This is a genomic window from Streptomyces sp. NPDC031479, assembly GCF_055581065.1.
This window is the reverse complement of the sequence record NZ_JBVIKC010000023.1, coordinates 85,254-100,940: the sequence shown is the minus strand read 5'-3', so window position 1 is coordinate 100,940 and position 15,687 is coordinate 85,254. Positions and strand designations below refer to the sequence as shown.

Sequence of the window (15,687 nt, the reverse complement as noted above, 5' to 3'; positions counted from 1 at the left end):
GGTGGGCGTCGGGGTCGGCTTCGGCGGTGGCGGCGTGGGCGTGGGCGTCGGGGTGGGGGTCGGCTTCGGCGGGCAGGGCGGGGGAGGCGGCGGCGGGCAGTGGTGGCCGCCGCCGTGCCCTCCGCCGTGCCCTCCGCCGTGGTGATGTCCGCCACCCCGGCCGGCGCCGTCCGCGCCGCCGCCGGCGGCAGCGAACGCCTCCAGGACGGTCCGGCCGTCCCCGGCGTCGATCGTCGCGTAAGCGCAGCTATCGGCCACGGCCGGTGAGGCGGACAGCGCCGCCCACAGCAGGACCGGAACCGCCAGCAAGCGCCTGGCACAGGCTCTGTTCACCCGGGGAGCATGCGGCCGCGCGCGCCCGCGCGCGCGGGGCACGGAACCGGTTCGCCTGAACGGGCGGAGTTGGCACCGTAGAGGTTTGAGCCAGCTCCGGAGCGCCTCCGATCGCCCTCCGGTCAAATCTCAAAAGGTATTTGTCGGTTTCTTCACCACGGCTGTCCGGACCTGCACGTGCCTTTGGTGTGTGACCAAGAACGGACCGCCAATTTCCGCTTTCACTCGCTCCGTTGGCAAATGATCAGTACATTCGGCTCGGACAGGAGTCCGACCCCCGTCCCACCCCCCGGACGGACCGGCACGACGACGGCTTGGAGACCCCGATGGAACGCCCCGCCTGGGCCCCGCCAGGCATCGACATATCGGTGCCGAGCGTGTCCCGCATCTACGATTACTACCTGGGCGGCTCCCACAATTTCGAGGTCGACCGCCAGGCGGCCCGCCGGGCCATGGAATTCATGCCGGGGCTCCCCAAGATCATGCAGGCCAACCGGGCATTCATGCGCCGCGCCGTCCGCCACGCGGTCGCCGAGGGCATCACGCAGTTCCTCGACATCGGCTCCGGCATCCCGACCTTCGGCAACGTCCACGAGGTCGCCCACGCCGCGAGCCCCGAGGCCCACGTGGTCTACGTCGACCACGACCCGGTGGCCGTGGCGCACAGCCAGGCCGTCCTGGCCGGTGACGAGCGCTCCGGCGTCGTCGCCGCCGACCTGCGCAAGCCGCAGGACATCCTGTCCGCCCCCGAAACCGAACGGCTGCTGGACCTCGACCGGCCCGTCGCGCTGCTGCTGGTCGCCGTCCTGCACTTCCTGGAGGACACCGACGAGCCCTACGCCGCCGTCGCGCAGCTGCGCGAAGCGCTGGCCCCCGGCAGCCTGCTGATCCTCACCCACGCCTCCTACGAGGGCATTCCGCTCGCCGAGGAGGTCGCGTCCGGCACGGTCGGCGTCTACCGCGACATCCGCAACCCGCTGGTCATGCGGAACCACGACGCCATCAGCGGCTTCTTCGACGGCTTCGAACTGCTGGAGCCGGGCCTGGTGTCGATGCCCGACTGGCGTCCGGACCGCACCGGTCCGCTCGCGGAGGGCGAGGCTCCGGAGGACCCGTACGCCTTCTCGGGCTACGGCGGCGTGGGACGCAAGGCGTGAGACTCCCCGCTCCGACCCCGCCACCCGCCACCCCGAGTCCGTCCCGCGCGGCGGACATCGGCCGGGCGACGTCCCCGCAGGACCCGCAGGACCCGCAGGCACCCCTCGAAACGCCCGGCCCGCACTCGGGCCGGGCGCCGCTGCGCGAGCTGCGCAGCGGCCTTGAGGACCGGATCGGGCGTTTCGCGACGATCTGGGGACGGGCCATCTTCCCCGTCACGGCCACCTCGCTGACCCGGCCCGAGTTCGAACGGCACCTCGTACCCCTGACCCGGACCCTCACCGAGGCCCTCCACGCCCGGCCCTTCGACGCCGGTGTCGCCCAGCGCGTCGGCGCCGAACTGGTCGCCGTGCACTGCACCGACCCCGAGGCGCTCGCCGGCACCCTGGGCGTGGTCGAGTCCTACCTGGTCCTCTACTGCGGGCCGGACGGTTCCGGGACCGAGGGGACCGAGGAGTACCGTTCCCGCTGCGCGCGGCTCCAGCACGGCATCGCTGCCGGTTTCGCCCGGGCCCTGCGCGAACGGACGCTGCGGGAGCAGGAGGCCATCGCCCGCTCCGCCCTGACGGCCCGCATCGACGCACAGCAGGCCCTGCACGCCAGCGAGGAACGCTTCCGGGCGGTCTTCGAGGGCGCGGCCGTCGGGATCGGCATCGCCGACCTGCAGGGCAACGTGCTGGAGGTCAACGACACCCTGCTCCAGATGTTCGGCGGCCTCGAAGGCCACGTCCGGGGCCGCAACGTCAGTGAATGGGGGCACCCCGACGACACCCCGCACGTCTGGCGGATGTACGGGGAACTGGTGCGCGGGGAGCGCGAGCACTACCGGGTGGAGAAGCCCTACTACCGGCACGACGGGACCGTCCTGTGGACCAACCTGACGGTGTCGCTGCTGCGCGACGCCGACGGCGTCCCCCAGTACCAGCTGGCCCTGATGGAGGACACCACCGAACGCCGCCTGCTCAACCTGCGCCTGCGCTACGAGGCCACCCACGACGCGCTCACCGGGCTGCCCAACCGCACGCTGTTCTTCGAGCGGCTGGAGAAGGCCCTCGGCGGAGCGCCCACCACCCGCTTCGGCCTGTGCTACCTCGATCTCGACGGGTTCAAGGCGGTCAACGACAGCCTCGGCCACTCCGCGGGCGACCGGCTGCTGGTGGAGGTGGCCGACCGGCTCCAGAGCTGCGCGACCGGACCGGGCGAGGTGGTCGCGCGCCTGGGCGGCGACGAGTTCGTCGCCCTGACCACCGGGCCCGCCGCCGACAGCGAGGAGAAGGTGACGGACCTGGCGGTCCGGATCCTCTCCGCACTGTCCACCCCCATCCGGCTGGAGGGCCGGGAGCTCACGGTGCGCGGCAGCATCGGCATCGTGGAGGGCCGGGCGGGCGAACGCACCGCGGCGGAAGTGCTGCGCAGCGCCGACATCACCATGTACCGGGCCAAGGCGGCCGGGGGCAACCGCTTCGAGTTCGCCGACGCGGAGGCCGACGCCCGCGCCATCACCCGGCACGGACTGACCAACGCCCTGCCGGCCGCGCTGGAACGCGGCGAGTTCTTCATCGAGTACCAGCCGCTGGTGCACATGCACGACGGCAGCGTGCACGGCGCCGAAGCGCTGGTGCGCTGGTCGCACCCGCAGTACGGGGTCCTCGGCCCGGACCGCTTCATCCCGCTCGCGGAGCGGACCGGACTGATCGTGCCGCTCGGCCGCTGGGTCCTGGAGGAATCGGTCCGCCAGGCCCGCAACTGGCAGCGCCAGCACGGCGGGGCGACCCTGCGCGTCAACGTCAACCTCTCGCCGACCCAGCTCCACCACCCGGGCCTGGTCGCCGACACCGTGCGCGTGCTGGAGAGCTCCGGCCTGGCCCCGGGCTCCCTGTGCCTGGAGGTCACCGAATCGGCGCTGATCGGAGCCGATGACGAACTCCTGGAGCCGCTGCGCCGACTCGCCGCCCTCGGCGTGGACATCGCCCTCGACGATTTCGGCACCGGCTACTCGAACCTGGCCAACCTGCGCCGCCTCCCGGTCAGCGTCCTGAAGCTGGACCGATCCTTCACCCAGGGGATGCAGCAGCAGCCGGCCAACCCCGTCGACGTCAAGATCGTGGAGGGCATCGTAGCCCTGGCCCACAGCCTCGAACTCGCTGTGACGGTCGAGGGAGTGGAGACCGGTGCCCAGGCGGCCCAGCTCCGCGCCCTCGGCTGCGACACCGCCCAGGGCTGGTACTACGCCCGCCCCGGAGCCCCGGACCGCATCCACGCCCTCTCCCTCTCGGACGCCGTGCCCACACCCTCCTGACGCCCACAGGGCCCACGGCGGGAGAGCCGGCCCTCGGGGAGCCGGACCTCGGAGCCGGCCCTCGGGGAGCCGAGCCCCGGGAGCCAGCCCCCGGAGCCCGGCGTCGCCGTGGCGGCCGGTCCCGTAAGTCCGGGCCGGTCGGTCCGGGCCGGTCAGTCCAGGCCGGCCTCCGTGCCCCGGCCGGGCGTCCGGACGGCAGCCAAGACCCGCTCGTACCGCCGCGAGGTGTCGGCCAGGACCTCGGCGGCCACCGGCAACCGCTCCGCCCCGTACGCGTCGAGCACCTCCTCACCGGCCTGCCCGGCGAGGGCTGCGGCCAGCGTCCGGCCCAGGGCGGCCGCGTCCTGGATGCCGGTGTTCATGCCCAGCCCGCCGGCTATGGGGTGGACGTGCGCGGCGTCCCCGGCGAGGAAGGCCCGGCCCTCCCGCATCCGGGTGGCCATGCGGACGTTGACCCGCCAGGAGGAGAGCCACGTGGCATCCGCGAGCCGGATCCCCGGCATCCGGGCATGCCGGTCGAAGAGCCGCTGGAAGCTCTCCAGCGACGCCGGCAGCAGTCCGCCCCGCCCGTCCTGCTCGGGCGCGGCCTGCAACTGGAAGGTATCCGTCCCCGGCATCGGGCAGAGCAGGATCCCGCCGCCTTCCGAGGTGAACCACTGGTGCCAGAAGTCCCGGCTGAGCCCGGGGGCACGGACGTCCCCGATGACCATCGCGGGCTCCTCCTCCCCGCTGCCTTCGAAGGGGATGCCGAGGAGTTTGCGCGTGGTGCTGCGCCCGCCGTCGCACCCGGCGAGATAGCCGGCTCCGATCGTGGCGCCGTCCTCCAGCTCCGCGCGGACCCCCGCCGCGTCCTGGGTGATCCCGGCGAGCCGGGCCCCGTACTCGACCCGCACGCCCAGGTCGGCGAGGCGGTCGCGCAGTGCCTCTTCGATCTGCCACTGCCCTATCAGCAGGCCGCTGCCGGGCATGGGGGTGTCGTTGACATGTGCTCCGTCGAAGTATTTGCGCAGGACCACCTCGCTGTTTCCGATGGCCGTCAAGGGCTCGGCGGCGCCCAGCCCTCGGAGGACGTCCATGCTGCTCGGCCAGAGCCCCTTGCCGCGGGACTCGCGGTGCGCTGCGCCGCGTCCCTCGATGACGCGGACGGCGGCTCCACTCAGGGCGAGTTCACAGGCCAGGGTCAGTCCCGTAGGGCCGGAGCCCACGACCAGTACGTCTGTCATCGGATGTCCTTCCGTCGTCGATGACACAAGGGAAGCGCCTCGGGGAAGAAAATGCAACCCGGTCACGAAATTAACTCGGTCACGATTCTGTGGTACGGTGGACGCATGGACAACACGACGGGTTTGCGCGAGAGCAAAAAGCTGCGTACGCGTCGCCTGCTGGCGGCCACGGCGCTGGAACTCTTCCTGGAGCGGGGCTTCGACGCCGTGTCCGTGGCCGATGTCGCCGCCGCGGCCGAGGTGTCCAAACCCACCCTGTTCCGGTACTTCCCGAGCAAGGAGGACCTGGTGCTCGACCGCTTCGCCGACCATCAGGACGAGGTGGCCCGCATCGTGCGCGACCGGGACGCGGGCCTCACTCCGGTCGGGGCGGTGCACGCGCACTTCCTGGCGGCCCTCGCCGGGCGCGACCCGATCACCGGACTCTGCGACCACCCGGACGTGCTCGCCTTCCAGGGGCTGCTCTACTCCACCACGAGCCTTGAGGCCCGGATCGCCCATTACACGGCCCGCGAGGTGGAGCTGCTCGCCGCCGCCCTGGAGGCGGAGTCGGTGCCGCCGCTCGCCGCCCGGCTCGCCGCCACGCACCTGGTGGCGGTCCGCCACGAGCTGGGCCGGGAGAACTGGCGCCGCCTCGCGGCGGGCGCCACCGTCGACGCGATCCAACCGGCGGCCGTGGCCGAGGCGAACCAAGCCTTCGGCATGCTGGCCGACGGCTTCGACCGGGCGCTGCTCCCGCCCAGACGTCCGAACTGACGCTGTGCGGCGGCCCATGGAGCGCGGGGACAGGACGGCCGGCGGCCGGCAGGAGAGGGGTGCCTCACCTACTGCCTTGAAGGAACACGGCACCAGGCCTGCCCGGCGGGGGGAGGCCTCCACGTCTCGGCGCGGCGGGACTTACGGTTTGCGGGTTACCCAGAGCAGTTCCGCCGGCCAGCGGTGTGCCCACTCCGGGGGGTCGGTTTCGTTGTAGCCGTTGCGTGTTCCGGGTTCGGGCCGCGGCTCGATGAGGTCGTCGATGATGAGACCCGCGCCGCGCAGGACCTTGACCCAGCCGCCGTAGGTGAGCTGATAGCTGGTCGCGCCGTCGCCTTCGGCGATGGTGTTCAGCCCGAAGTAGTCCTGCTGCAGCGTCGTGGTCACGCGGCCGGCGGCCTCGTCGTAGCAGGCTTCGAACCATGGGCTGGCGACGTTGAACACCAGGCGCCCGCCTCGGCGCAAGACGCGTGCGGCCTGCGGGACGGCCAGGTGCGGGGGCGCCCAGCTGAGCCCACCGAAGTCGCAGAACACCAGGTCGAAGCTGTCGGCGGCGAAGGGGAGTTGTTCGGCGGCACCTTGCACCAGCGGGTAGGGGGCCGCTCCCATCGCGTCGGCCGCTGCCGCGAGTTGGGCTTCGGACAGGTCGAGCCCGACCACGGTGGCGCCCTCGGCGGCGAGCGCCCTGGACCACTGGCCGGCGCCGCAGCCGAGTTCGAGGACGCGCTTGCCGGTGACGTCGCCCAGGGCGCGCAGGTGCGCGTCGGGGATGGAGTACATGCCCCACAGCCGGGGTGTGGCGCCGATTCGCGGGTCGTGCCTGTGCTGGTAGGAGCTGCTGATCCGGTTCCAGAGCCGCCGGTTGGCGGGGATGCTGTCCACGCGTCGACTCCAGCACTGCCTGCCGGGGGCGGTCAACACGATGAGGGCACCGGCCGGCCGTCGCCCCGGTCCGGCCCTGGTTCGGCCCGTGATCCGCCGGACGAGCCCTCGGGGTCCCCCGGGGGGATCGTGCCGCTCACGGCGCGAGGGGGGCGACGCACCGGCGTGGTGACGGCGCCGCCGCGCGGAAGGTCTGGGGTCGGGGAAGGTGCGGGACGCGCCCGGCGCGGGCCGCTCAGCCGACGAGCATGCGCTTCAGTTCGCGCGCCGCGCGCGGGGGTGCCACGTCGGTACGGTGGGCCAGCGCGATCGTGCGGCGCAGCGGCGAGCCGGCGAGCCGGGTGGCGCGCAGGCCCGGGCCGGCGGTGTCGACGACCATGGCCGGAACCACCGCGATGCCCAGACCCGCCCGCACGAAGCCCAGTACCGCGTCCATCTCGCCGCCCTCCACCGTGAACACCGGCTCGAAGCCCGCCGCCCGGCAGGCCGCCACCGTCAGGTCCCGCAGGTCGTAGCCGTGGCGGAACATCACCATCGGCTCGTCGCGCAGGTCCGCGATGGCCGGTTCCCGCCCGCCCGCCGGCGGCTGGAGGTCGGCCGACGAGACCACCACCAGGTCCTCCGTCAGCAGCTCCACCGTCGTCAGCGCGGGCGCCGAGGGCGGCAGCGGCAGCGCGATCAGGGCCAGGTCCAGCACCCCCCGCGCCAGTTCCCGCACGAGGTCCAGCGAACCGCTCTCCTCGATCAGCAGCTCGATCCCCGGGTGCGCCGTGTGGAAGGCCCGCAGCACCGCCGGCAGCAGGCCCGTGCACACGCTCGGCGTCGCGCCCAGCCGCACCCGGCCGCGCCGGAGCTGCGCCAGCTCCTGCACCTCCAGCCGCGCCGTGTCGGCGTCGGCCAGGATCCGCCGCGCCAGCGGCAGCAGCGCCTCGCCCGCGTCGGTGAGCGTGATGTTCCCCCGGGCGCGGCTGAACAGTTCGGCGCCCAGCTCCCGTTCGAGCGCCTTGATCTGCTGCGACAGCGACGGCTGCGCCACGTGCTCACGCTCGGCGGCGCGGGTGAAGTGCCGGGTCTCGGCGACGGCCACGAAATAGACGAGCTGCTGGAACTGCATACCGCCAGGCTAGCGCCTACGATAGGTACTGCCTATCGCGATCAGCTCCACCATGTCTTGGACCTTTCGGGACCTTGGTCCTTACGGTCGATGGCATGGCTCTGGCAACGCGGACGGATCGACGGCCGTCCACCACGCGCACCATCTGGGACTCCACCGTCGGCAAGAAGTCCGTGATGGCGGTATCCGGCCTGATCATGCTCGGCTATCTCGTCGTGCACATGCTCGGCAACCTCAAGATCTTCTTCGGGGCGGACGAGTTCAACGGCTACGCCCACTGGCTGCGCACCCTCGGCTCCCCGTTCCTGCACCACGAGTGGGCCCTGTGGATCGTGCGCGTGGTCCTGGTCGCCGCCGTCGTCGCCCACGCCGTGTGCGCCTACCAGCTCAGCCGGCGTGACATCAAGGCGCGCCCGGTGAAGTACGCACACAAGCGCCGGCGCGCGAGCTACGCCACCCGCACCATGCGCTGGGGCGGGTTCATCCTCGCCCTGTTCATCGTCTGGCACCTCCTCGACCTCACCACCCTCACCGTCAACGAGCGCGCCTGGGCCGGCCACCCCTACGAGAACGTCCTCGCCACCTTCTCGACCTGGTACGGGAACACCATCTACATCGTGGCGATGGCGGCCCTCGGCCTCCACGTCCGCCACGGCTTCTGGAGCGCCGCCCAGACCCTCGGCGCGGGCGGCGCCCGGCGCGAGCGGACGCTGAAGTTCCTGGCCAACGCCCTGGCCCTCGTCCTCTTCGCGGGCTTCGTGTCCGTCCCCGTCGCCGTCATGACCGGAATGGTGAGCTGACCGTGAACACCGACCACACCGACCACACCGACCACACCGATCACTTCGATCACACCGATCACACGGACCACTGTGATCACGCCGCCCACACTGCCTACGCCGAATACACGACCGGCGACCCGATCGCCGACACCAAGGCCCCCGAGGGCCCGATCGCAGAGCGCTGGGACCGCCGCCGCTTCGAGGCCAAGCTCGTCAACCCCGCCAACCGCCGCAAGCACCGCGTCATCGTCGTCGGCACCGGCCTGGCGGGCGGCGCGGCCGGCGCCACCCTCGCGGAGCAGGGCTACCACGTCGTCCAGTTCTGCTTCTCGGACTCCCCGCGCCGCGCGCACTCGATCGCCGCGCAGGGCGGCATCAACGCCGCGAAGAACTACCGCAACGACGGGGACTCCGTCCACCGCCTCTTCTACGACACCGTCAAGGGCGGGGACTTCCGCGCCCGCGAGTCCAACGTCCACCGCCTCGCCCAGATCTCCGTCGAGATCATCGACCAGTGCGTGGCCCAGGGCGTTCCCTTCGCCCGCGAGTACGGCGGCCTCCTCGACACCCGCTCCTTCGGCGGCGTCCAGGTCTCCCGCACCTTCTACGCCCGCGGCCAGACCGGTCAGCAGCTGCTGCTCGGCGCCTACCAGGCGCTGTCGCGGCAGATCGCCGCCGGGAACGTCGAGATGCACGCCCGCACCGAGATGCTCGACCTGATCACCGTCGACGGAGTCGCCCGCGGCATCGTCGTCCGCGACCTGGTCACCGGAAGGATCTCCACCCACTACGCCGACGCCGTGGTGCTGGCCAGCGGCGGGTACGGCAACGTCTTCTACCTCTCCACCAACGCCATGAACTCCAACGCGACCGCCGTCTGGCGGGCGCACCGGCGCGGGGCGTACTTCGCCAATCCGTGCTTCACCCAGATCCACCCCACCTGCATCCCGCGCACCGGCGACCACCAGTCCAAGCTCACCCTGATGAGCGAGTCCCTGCGCAACGACGGCCGCATCTGGGTTCCCAGGGCCAAGGGCGACACCCGCCCCGCCGCCGAGATCCCCGAAGCGGAGCGCGACTACTACCTGGAGCGGATCTACCCCTCCTTCGGCAACCTCGTGCCCCGCGACATCGCCTCCCGCGCCGCGAAGAACGTCTGCGACGAGGGCCGCGGCGTCGGCCCCGGCGGGCAGGGCGTCTACCTCGACTTCGCCGACGCCATCCGCCGCATGGGCCGCGACAAGGTCGCCGAGAAGTACGGCAACCTCTTCGACATGTACGAGCGGATCACCGCCGAGAACCCGTACGAGGTCCCGATGCGGATCTACCCCGCCGTGCACTACACGATGGGCGGACTGTGGGTCGACTACGACCTCCAGACCACCGTCCCCGGCCTGTTCGCGATCGGCGAGGCCAACTTCTCCGACCACGGGGCCAACCGCCTCGGCGCCTCCGCCCTCATGCAGGGCCTCGGCGACGGCTACTTCGTGCTCCCCTCGACCATCAACGACTACCTCGCCCGCCACCCGCACCACGAGGAGGTCGACGACAGCCACCCCGAGGCCGCGGCCGCCGTCCGCGAGACTCGCGACTGCCTCGCCAAGCTGCTCGCCGTCGACGGGGACCGCACGCCCGACTCCTTCCACCGCGAGATCGGCGAACTCATGTGGGAGTACTGCGGGATGGCCCGCACCGAGGAGGGTCTGCGCAAGGCACTGAACCGCATTCCGGAGATCCGCGAGGAGTTCTGGCGACGCATCAAGGTCCCCGGCAGCGGCGAGGAGTTCAACCAGTCGCTGGAGAAGGCCAACCGCATCGTCGACTACCTCGAACTCGCCGAGCTGATGTGCCTCGACGCCCTCCACCGCGCCGAGTCCTGCGGCGGCCACTTCCGCGAGGAGTCCCAGACCCCGGACGGCGAAGCGGCCCGCCGCGACGAGGAGTTCGGCTACGCCGCCGCCTGGGAGTACCGCGGCACCGCGGCCGCACCCGTCCTGCACAAGGAAGACCTCGTCTTCGAGTACGTCCACCCCACCCAGCGGAGCTACGCATGAAGCTCACCCTGCGCGTCTGGCGCCAGCGCAACACCGACGCCCCCGGCGCCATGGCCTCCTACGAGGTCGACGGCATCTCGAAGGACATGTCCTTCCTGGAGATGCTCGACACCCTCAACGAGGACCTCATCCTGCGCGGCGAGGACCCGGTCGCCTTCGACCACGACTGCCGCGAGGGCATCTGCGGAGCGTGCAGCCTCGTCATCAACGGCGACGCCCACGGACCCGAGCGCACCACCACCTGCCAGCTGCACATGCGCTCCTTCGCCGACGGGGACACCATCGACGTCGAACCGTGGCGGGCCTCGGCCTTCCCCGTGGTCAAGGACCTGGTCGTGGACCGCAGCGCCTTCGACCGGATCATCCAGGCCGGCGGCTACATCACGGCGCCGACCGGATCCGCCCCCGAGGCACACGCCACCGCCGTGCCCAAGCCCGACGCCGACTCCGCCTTCGAGCACGCCGAGTGCATCGGCTGCGGTGCCTGCGTGGCGGCCTGCCCCAACGGCTCCGCGATGCTGTTCACCTCCGCCAAGATCAACCACCTCAACGTGCTCCCGCAGGGTTCCCCCGAGCGCGAGACGCGGGTGCTGGACATGGTGGCCCGGATGGACGACGAGGGCTTCGGAGGCTGCACCCTGACCGGCGAATGCGCCACGGCCTGCCCCAAGGGCATCCCGCTGCCGTCGATCGCCGCGATGAACAAGGAATGGCTCCGCGCGGTCCGCAAGAGCTGAGGCCCGGCGGCCGGCGCCAGTGGGCCCCGCGGCCGGTACCGGTGGGCCCATCGTCCGTTCGGGCGGTGGGCCGATCGGCAGATCCGATCGGCTGATCCGATCGGCTGATCCGATCGGCCGACCGGGCGCTCGTACGGGCCCCGCGCCGCGCCGCGCCCCGGGCGCGCCCGGGGCGTGCGGTTCAGTGGACCGCATGCCACAAGCCCCCGCCGGGTCCGGACCGCGCCGACGCAGCGTGCTGGCCGCCGCTGCCCTCGCCCCCCTGGCGGCGGCCGGATGCTCCGCCGAGGACACCTCGCGCAGCGGGGCGCCCGGCCCCCAGCCGCCCCCCAAGGACGCCCTCGTCATGGTGATGCGGCACGCGGAGAAGCCCTACGCCGGGGACACCGGCGAGGACGACGACGGCGTCGAGCACCCCGGCTACCTCGCCGGCCGGGGCGTGCGCCGCGCCGAAGAGCTGCACCTGCTGTTCGCGCCGACCGCCGGCGCCCTGCTGCCCCGGCCCGCCGTGCTCTTCGCGACCGGCGGGCCGGCGAGCGCCCCCGCCCGGAGCAGGCAGACCCTGGAGCCCCTGGCCGCCGCCCTGCGGATGCCCGTACGCGGTGGATTCGCCCTCGGCGCCGAAGCGGACCTGGCCCGCGAGGTGCTGGCCGCCCGGATGCCCGTCCTCGTCTGCTGGGAGCACAGCGGCATCCCCCGGCTGCTCCACGCCCTCGGCGCGGACCGGGTCCGCGGCCTCCCCGCGGCCTGGCCCGACCGCTACGACCTCGTCTGGGTCCTCACCCGCACCCGCGGCCAGTGGGCCTTCCGCGAACTCCCGCAGCACCTGCTGCCCGGAGACGCGTAGGGCACCCGGCCTACGACAGCGCGCGGGCCAGGTAGCGGGCCGTACGGCCCTCGCCCCGGGCGGCCACCTCCGCGGGCGGGCCGCAGGCCGTGACCCGGCCGCCCTCCGCGCCGCCGCCCGGACCCAGGTCGACGACCCAGTCCGCGCCCGCCACCACCTCCATGTCGTGCTCCACGACCACCACCGAGTGCCCGGCGTCCACCAGCCCGTGCAACTGCCCCAGCAGCACCCGCACATCGGCCGGGTGCAGACCCGTCGTCGGCTCGTCCAGCAGGTACAGGGTGTGGTCGCGGCGCAGCCGCTGCAGCTCCGTCGCCAGCTTGATCCGCTGCGCCTCGCCGCCCGAGAGCTCCGTCGCCGGCTGCCCCAGCCGCAGGTAGCCCAGGCCGATGTCCACCAGCGCCCGCAGGCTGCGCGCCGCCGCCGGGACGTCCGCGAAGAAGATGGCCGCCGCCTCCACGGTCAGCCCCAGGACCTGCGCGATGTCCAGCCCGGCGTACCGGACCTCCAGCGTCTCGGCGTTGTAGCGGGCGCCCGCGCAGACCGGGCAGGGGGCGTACGTACTGGGCAGGAAGAGCAGCTCGACGGAGACGAAGCCCTCGCCCTGGCAGGTCTCGCAGCGTCCGCCCGGCACGTTGAAGGAGAACCGGCCCGCCTTCCAGCCGCGCGCCTTCGACTCCGGCAGCGCGGTGAACAGCCTGCGCACCACGTCGAACAGCCCCGTGTACGTGGCCAGGTTCGAGCGGGGCGTCCGCCCGATCGGCTTCTGGTCCACCTCCACCAGCCGCCGCACCGGGAAGTCCGCCTCCGCCAGCCGCCCGTCGACCTCCCGCGCGAGCACCTGCCCCACCAGCGTGGACTTGCCCGAACCCGACACCCCCGTCACCGCCGTGAACACCCCGAGCGGGAACTCCACCGTCAGATCGCGCAGGTTGTGCCGGTCGGCTCCGGTGACCCGGACCGTCCCGGTGGCCGTACGGACCGGCCGGGCGTGCGCCGCCCCCTCCGGCCGCGGGAAGAGGTGGCGCGCCGTCGCCGACTCCGCCACCCCCGCGAGCCCCTCCGGCGGTCCGCTGTACAGCACCCGGCCCCCGTGTTCCCCGGCCAGCGGTCCGACGTCCACCAGCCAGTCCGCGTTCCGCACCACGTCCAGGTGGTGCTCCACCACGAAGACGGTGTTCCCGGCCGACTTGAGCCGGTCCAGTACGCCGAGCAGCGCCTCGGTGTCGGCCGGGTGCAGCCCCGCCGACGGCTCGTCGAGGACGTACACCACCCCGAACAGCCCCGACCGCAGCTGCGTGGCCAGCCGCAGCCGCTGGAGCTCGCCCGCGGACAGGGTCGGCGCGGTCCGGTCCAGGCTCAGGTAGCCCAGCCCGAGTTCCACGACGGGCGCGATCCGCCCGCGCAGGTCCTCGGCCAGCACCCGGGCCGCCTCGCCCCCGTTCCGCGCCGACGCCAGTACGCCGTCCAGCTCGCTCAGCGCGAGCCCCGCGAGCTCCGCGATCGTGCGGCCCGCGAAGGTCACCGCCAGGGCCTCCGGCCGCAGCCTGCGGCCCTCGCACACCGGGCACGGCGCGTCGGTCAGGAACTTCTCGGCCCGAGCCCGCAGGGTCGCGCTCTTGGTGTCCGAGAAGGTCCGCATCACGTACCGGTGGGCGCTCATGTAGGTGCCCTGGTAGGGGCGCTGGATCCGGTCGGCGTCCCGCACCGGGTGCACGGTGACCACCGGCTGCTCCTCGGTGAACAGGATCCACTCGCGCTCCGCCGCCGGCAGCTCCCGCCAGGGCCGGTCCACGTCGTGGCCGAGCGCCTTCAGGACGTCGCGCAGGTTCTTGCCCTGCCAGGCGCCCGGCCAGGCCGCGACGGCTCCCTGACGGATCGACAGCGACGGGTCCGGTACGAGGAGCTCCTGGCTGGTGCGGTGGATCCGCCCGAGCCCGTGACAGGAAGGGCAGGCCCCGGAGGCGGTGTTGGGGGAGAAGGCGTCCGAGTCCAGGCGCGGCGCGCCCGGGGGGTACGTACCGGCCCGGGAGTACAGCATCCGCAGGGAGTTGGAGAGGAGGGTCACCGTGCCCACCGAGGAGCGCGAGCCCGGGGAGGAGCGGCGTTGCTCCAGGGAGACGGCGGGCGGCAGCCCCGTCACCGCGTCCACCTTCGGGGCGCCGATCTGGTGGATGAGGCGCCGGGCGTAGGGGGCCACGGACTCGAAGTACCGGCGCTGCGCCTCGGCGTAGAGGGTGCCGAAGGCGAGGGAGCTCTTCCCGGAGCCGGAGACCCCGGTGAAGACGGTCAGGGTGTCGCGGGGGATGTCCACGTCGACCCCGCGCAGGTTGTGCTCCCGGGCACCCCGCACCCGTACGCAGGGGTCGACGGCGTCGCGGCCGGAACCGGAACCGGGACCGGGGGCGGCGGGACCGGGGGCATCGGGGCCGGGGGCATCGGGGGAGTGGCGCATTCGCCCCAGTTTAGGGCCCTACGACAGCCCGGCGATCCGGGCCAGCCTGGTGAAGCCGTCCAGCAGGGCCGTGCGGTCGTACGTGGAGGTGGTGACGAGCAGCTCGTCCGCCCCGGTGCTCTCCGCGATCCGGGCGAGTTCCGCCGCGACCTGCTCCTCGGTGCCGGCGACGTGCCCGGCGAGGGCGCCCTCGTACAGCTCCCGTTCCTTGGGGGTCATCTCCGTCGCCTCGATCGCGGCGGCCGGGCGCAGGGGCGGGAAGGCGCCGCGGGTGCGGGAGCGGGCCAGCGACCAGGCCTCCGGGACCAGGATGCGCCGCGCCTCCTCCTCGGTGGCGGCGACCGCGACGGTCCCCGACACCACGACGTACGGGGTGGAGCGCCGGGCGGAGGGCCGGAACTCCGCCCGGTAGCGCTCGACCGCCTCCGTGACCCGGGCGCGGGCCCGCAGGTCGCCCACCACCAGCGGCAGTCCGGCGCGGGCCGCGATCCCCGCGCCCTCGCCGGTGGCCAGTACGTACGCCGGTACGCGCAGCCCCTCGGCGGGGCGGGCGTGCACCTCGGGGTGGGCCCGCTGGGTGCCGTCGATCCAGCCGAGCAGTTCGGTCAGCTGTTCCTCGAAGCGGTCGGCGTCCCCGGTGTCCCGGCCCAGGGCGCGGCGGATGCCGCCCGTGAAGCCGACCGAACGGCCCAGGCCCATGTCGATCCGGCCGGGGAACAGCGCCTCCAGGACCCCGAACTGTTCGGCGACCACCAGGGGCTGGTGGTTGGGCAGCATGACCCCGCCGGTGCCGACCCGGATCCGCCGGGTCGCGGCGGCCACGGCGGCGGCCAGGACGGTGGGGGCGGAGCCCGCGACCCCGGGCACGCTGTGGTGCTCGGACACCCAGAAGCGGTGGTAGCCGAGCTCCTCCGCCGCGCGGGCCAGTTCCACGGTGTCGCGCAGTGCCTCGGGGGCGGGGTGCCCTTCGCGGGTGCGGGAGCGGTCCAGGATCGAGATTCTTGTGATCACACCGGTCTCAACGCGTGGCGCCGGTGGTGATTCCCG

General features: G+C 73.0%; 13 protein-coding genes. 8 read left to right on the top strand and 5 right to left on the bottom strand.

Annotation, left to right across the window (positions count from 1 at the left end; genetic code table 11):
• Positions 1-114 precede the first annotated feature (114 nt).
• The 3 genes from ACZ5D2_RS24475 to ACZ5D2_RS24465 all read left to right on the top strand — a co-directional run bounded on the left by ACZ5D2_RS24475 (position 115) and on the right by ACZ5D2_RS24465 (position 3,790).
• Positions 115-267 carry a hypothetical protein gene (locus ACZ5D2_RS24475; protein WP_468931956.1) on the top strand — a complete coding sequence of 51 codons (153 nt, stop codon included), beginning with the start codon at positions 115-117 and terminating at the stop codon, positions 265-267.
• A gap of 392 nt (positions 268-659) precedes the next feature.
• Positions 660-1,490, top strand: coding sequence for an SAM-dependent methyltransferase (locus ACZ5D2_RS24470; protein WP_371675540.1), 831 nt, complete (start codon positions 660-662; stop codon positions 1,488-1,490).
• 140 nt (positions 1,491-1,630) lie between these two features.
• Positions 1,631-3,790, top strand: coding sequence for a putative bifunctional diguanylate cyclase/phosphodiesterase (locus ACZ5D2_RS24465; protein WP_371681097.1), 2,160 nt, complete (start codon positions 1,631-1,633; stop codon positions 3,788-3,790).
• 152 nt (positions 3,791-3,942) lie between these two features.
• Here ACZ5D2_RS24465 and ACZ5D2_RS24460 read toward each other — a convergent pair whose 3' ends face one another.
• Positions 3,943-5,013: an FAD-dependent monooxygenase gene (locus ACZ5D2_RS24460; protein WP_468931954.1), complete on the bottom strand. Its 1,071-nt coding sequence runs from the start codon at positions 5,011-5,013 to the stop codon at positions 3,943-3,945.
• A gap of 105 nt (positions 5,014-5,118) precedes the next feature.
• Here ACZ5D2_RS24460 and ACZ5D2_RS24455 point away from each other — a divergent pair, with 105 nt between their 5' ends.
• Entirely contained in the window at positions 5,119-5,769 is a 651-nt protein-coding gene (locus ACZ5D2_RS24455) for a TetR/AcrR family transcriptional regulator (protein ID WP_371675538.1), read from the top strand.
• A 141-nt stretch (positions 5,770-5,910) separates the two neighbouring features.
• Here ACZ5D2_RS24455 and ACZ5D2_RS24450 read toward each other — a convergent pair whose 3' ends face one another.
• Complete coding sequence (locus ACZ5D2_RS24450; protein ID WP_371675537.1) at positions 5,911-6,651, bottom strand: class I SAM-dependent methyltransferase; 741 nt, start codon at positions 6,649-6,651, stop codon at positions 5,911-5,913.
• Between the two features lie 235 nt (positions 6,652-6,886).
• Positions 6,887-7,765: a LysR family transcriptional regulator gene (locus ACZ5D2_RS24445; RefSeq protein ID WP_468931951.1), complete on the bottom strand. Its 879-nt coding sequence runs from the start codon at positions 7,763-7,765 to the stop codon at positions 6,887-6,889.
• Positions 7,766-7,860: 95 nt separating this feature from the next.
• Between ACZ5D2_RS24445 and ACZ5D2_RS24440 the strand changes: the two genes are divergently transcribed.
• The 4 genes from ACZ5D2_RS24440 to ACZ5D2_RS24425 all read left to right on the top strand — a co-directional run bounded on the left by ACZ5D2_RS24440 (position 7,861) and on the right by ACZ5D2_RS24425 (position 12,185).
• Positions 7,861-8,565, top strand: a complete 705-nt coding sequence (locus ACZ5D2_RS24440; protein WP_468931949.1) for a succinate dehydrogenase cytochrome b subunit — start codon at positions 7,861-7,863, stop codon at positions 8,563-8,565.
• A gap of 122 nt (positions 8,566-8,687) precedes the next feature.
• Positions 8,688-10,601 (top strand): fumarate reductase/succinate dehydrogenase flavoprotein subunit, encoded by a 1,914-nt coding sequence (locus ACZ5D2_RS24435; RefSeq protein WP_266846940.1) that lies wholly within the window; start codon positions 8,688-8,690, stop codon positions 10,599-10,601.
• A complete protein-coding gene (locus ACZ5D2_RS24430; protein WP_371675535.1) occupies positions 10,598-11,338 on the top strand; it encodes a succinate dehydrogenase/fumarate reductase iron-sulfur subunit in 741 nt (246 codons plus the stop codon). The genes ACZ5D2_RS24435 and ACZ5D2_RS24430 overlap by 4 nt, the downstream gene beginning before the upstream one ends.
• Before the next feature lie 193 nt (positions 11,339-11,531).
• Entirely contained in the window at positions 11,532-12,185 is a 654-nt protein-coding gene (locus tag ACZ5D2_RS24425) for a hypothetical protein (RefSeq protein WP_468931947.1), read from the top strand.
• A gap of 10 nt (positions 12,186-12,195) precedes the next feature.
• Here ACZ5D2_RS24425 and ACZ5D2_RS24420 read toward each other — a convergent pair whose 3' ends face one another.
• Together ACZ5D2_RS24420 and ACZ5D2_RS24415 are read right to left on the bottom strand one after the other, a co-directional pair.
• Positions 12,196-14,640, bottom strand: a complete 2,445-nt coding sequence (locus tag ACZ5D2_RS24420; protein WP_468931946.1) for an excinuclease ABC subunit UvrA — start codon at positions 14,638-14,640, stop codon at positions 12,196-12,198.
• A gap of 18 nt (positions 14,641-14,658) precedes the next feature.
• Positions 14,659-15,651, bottom strand: coding sequence for an LLM class flavin-dependent oxidoreductase (locus ACZ5D2_RS24415; protein WP_371675532.1), 993 nt, complete (start codon positions 15,649-15,651; stop codon positions 14,659-14,661).
• Between the last annotated feature and the right edge of the window lie 36 nt (positions 15,652-15,687).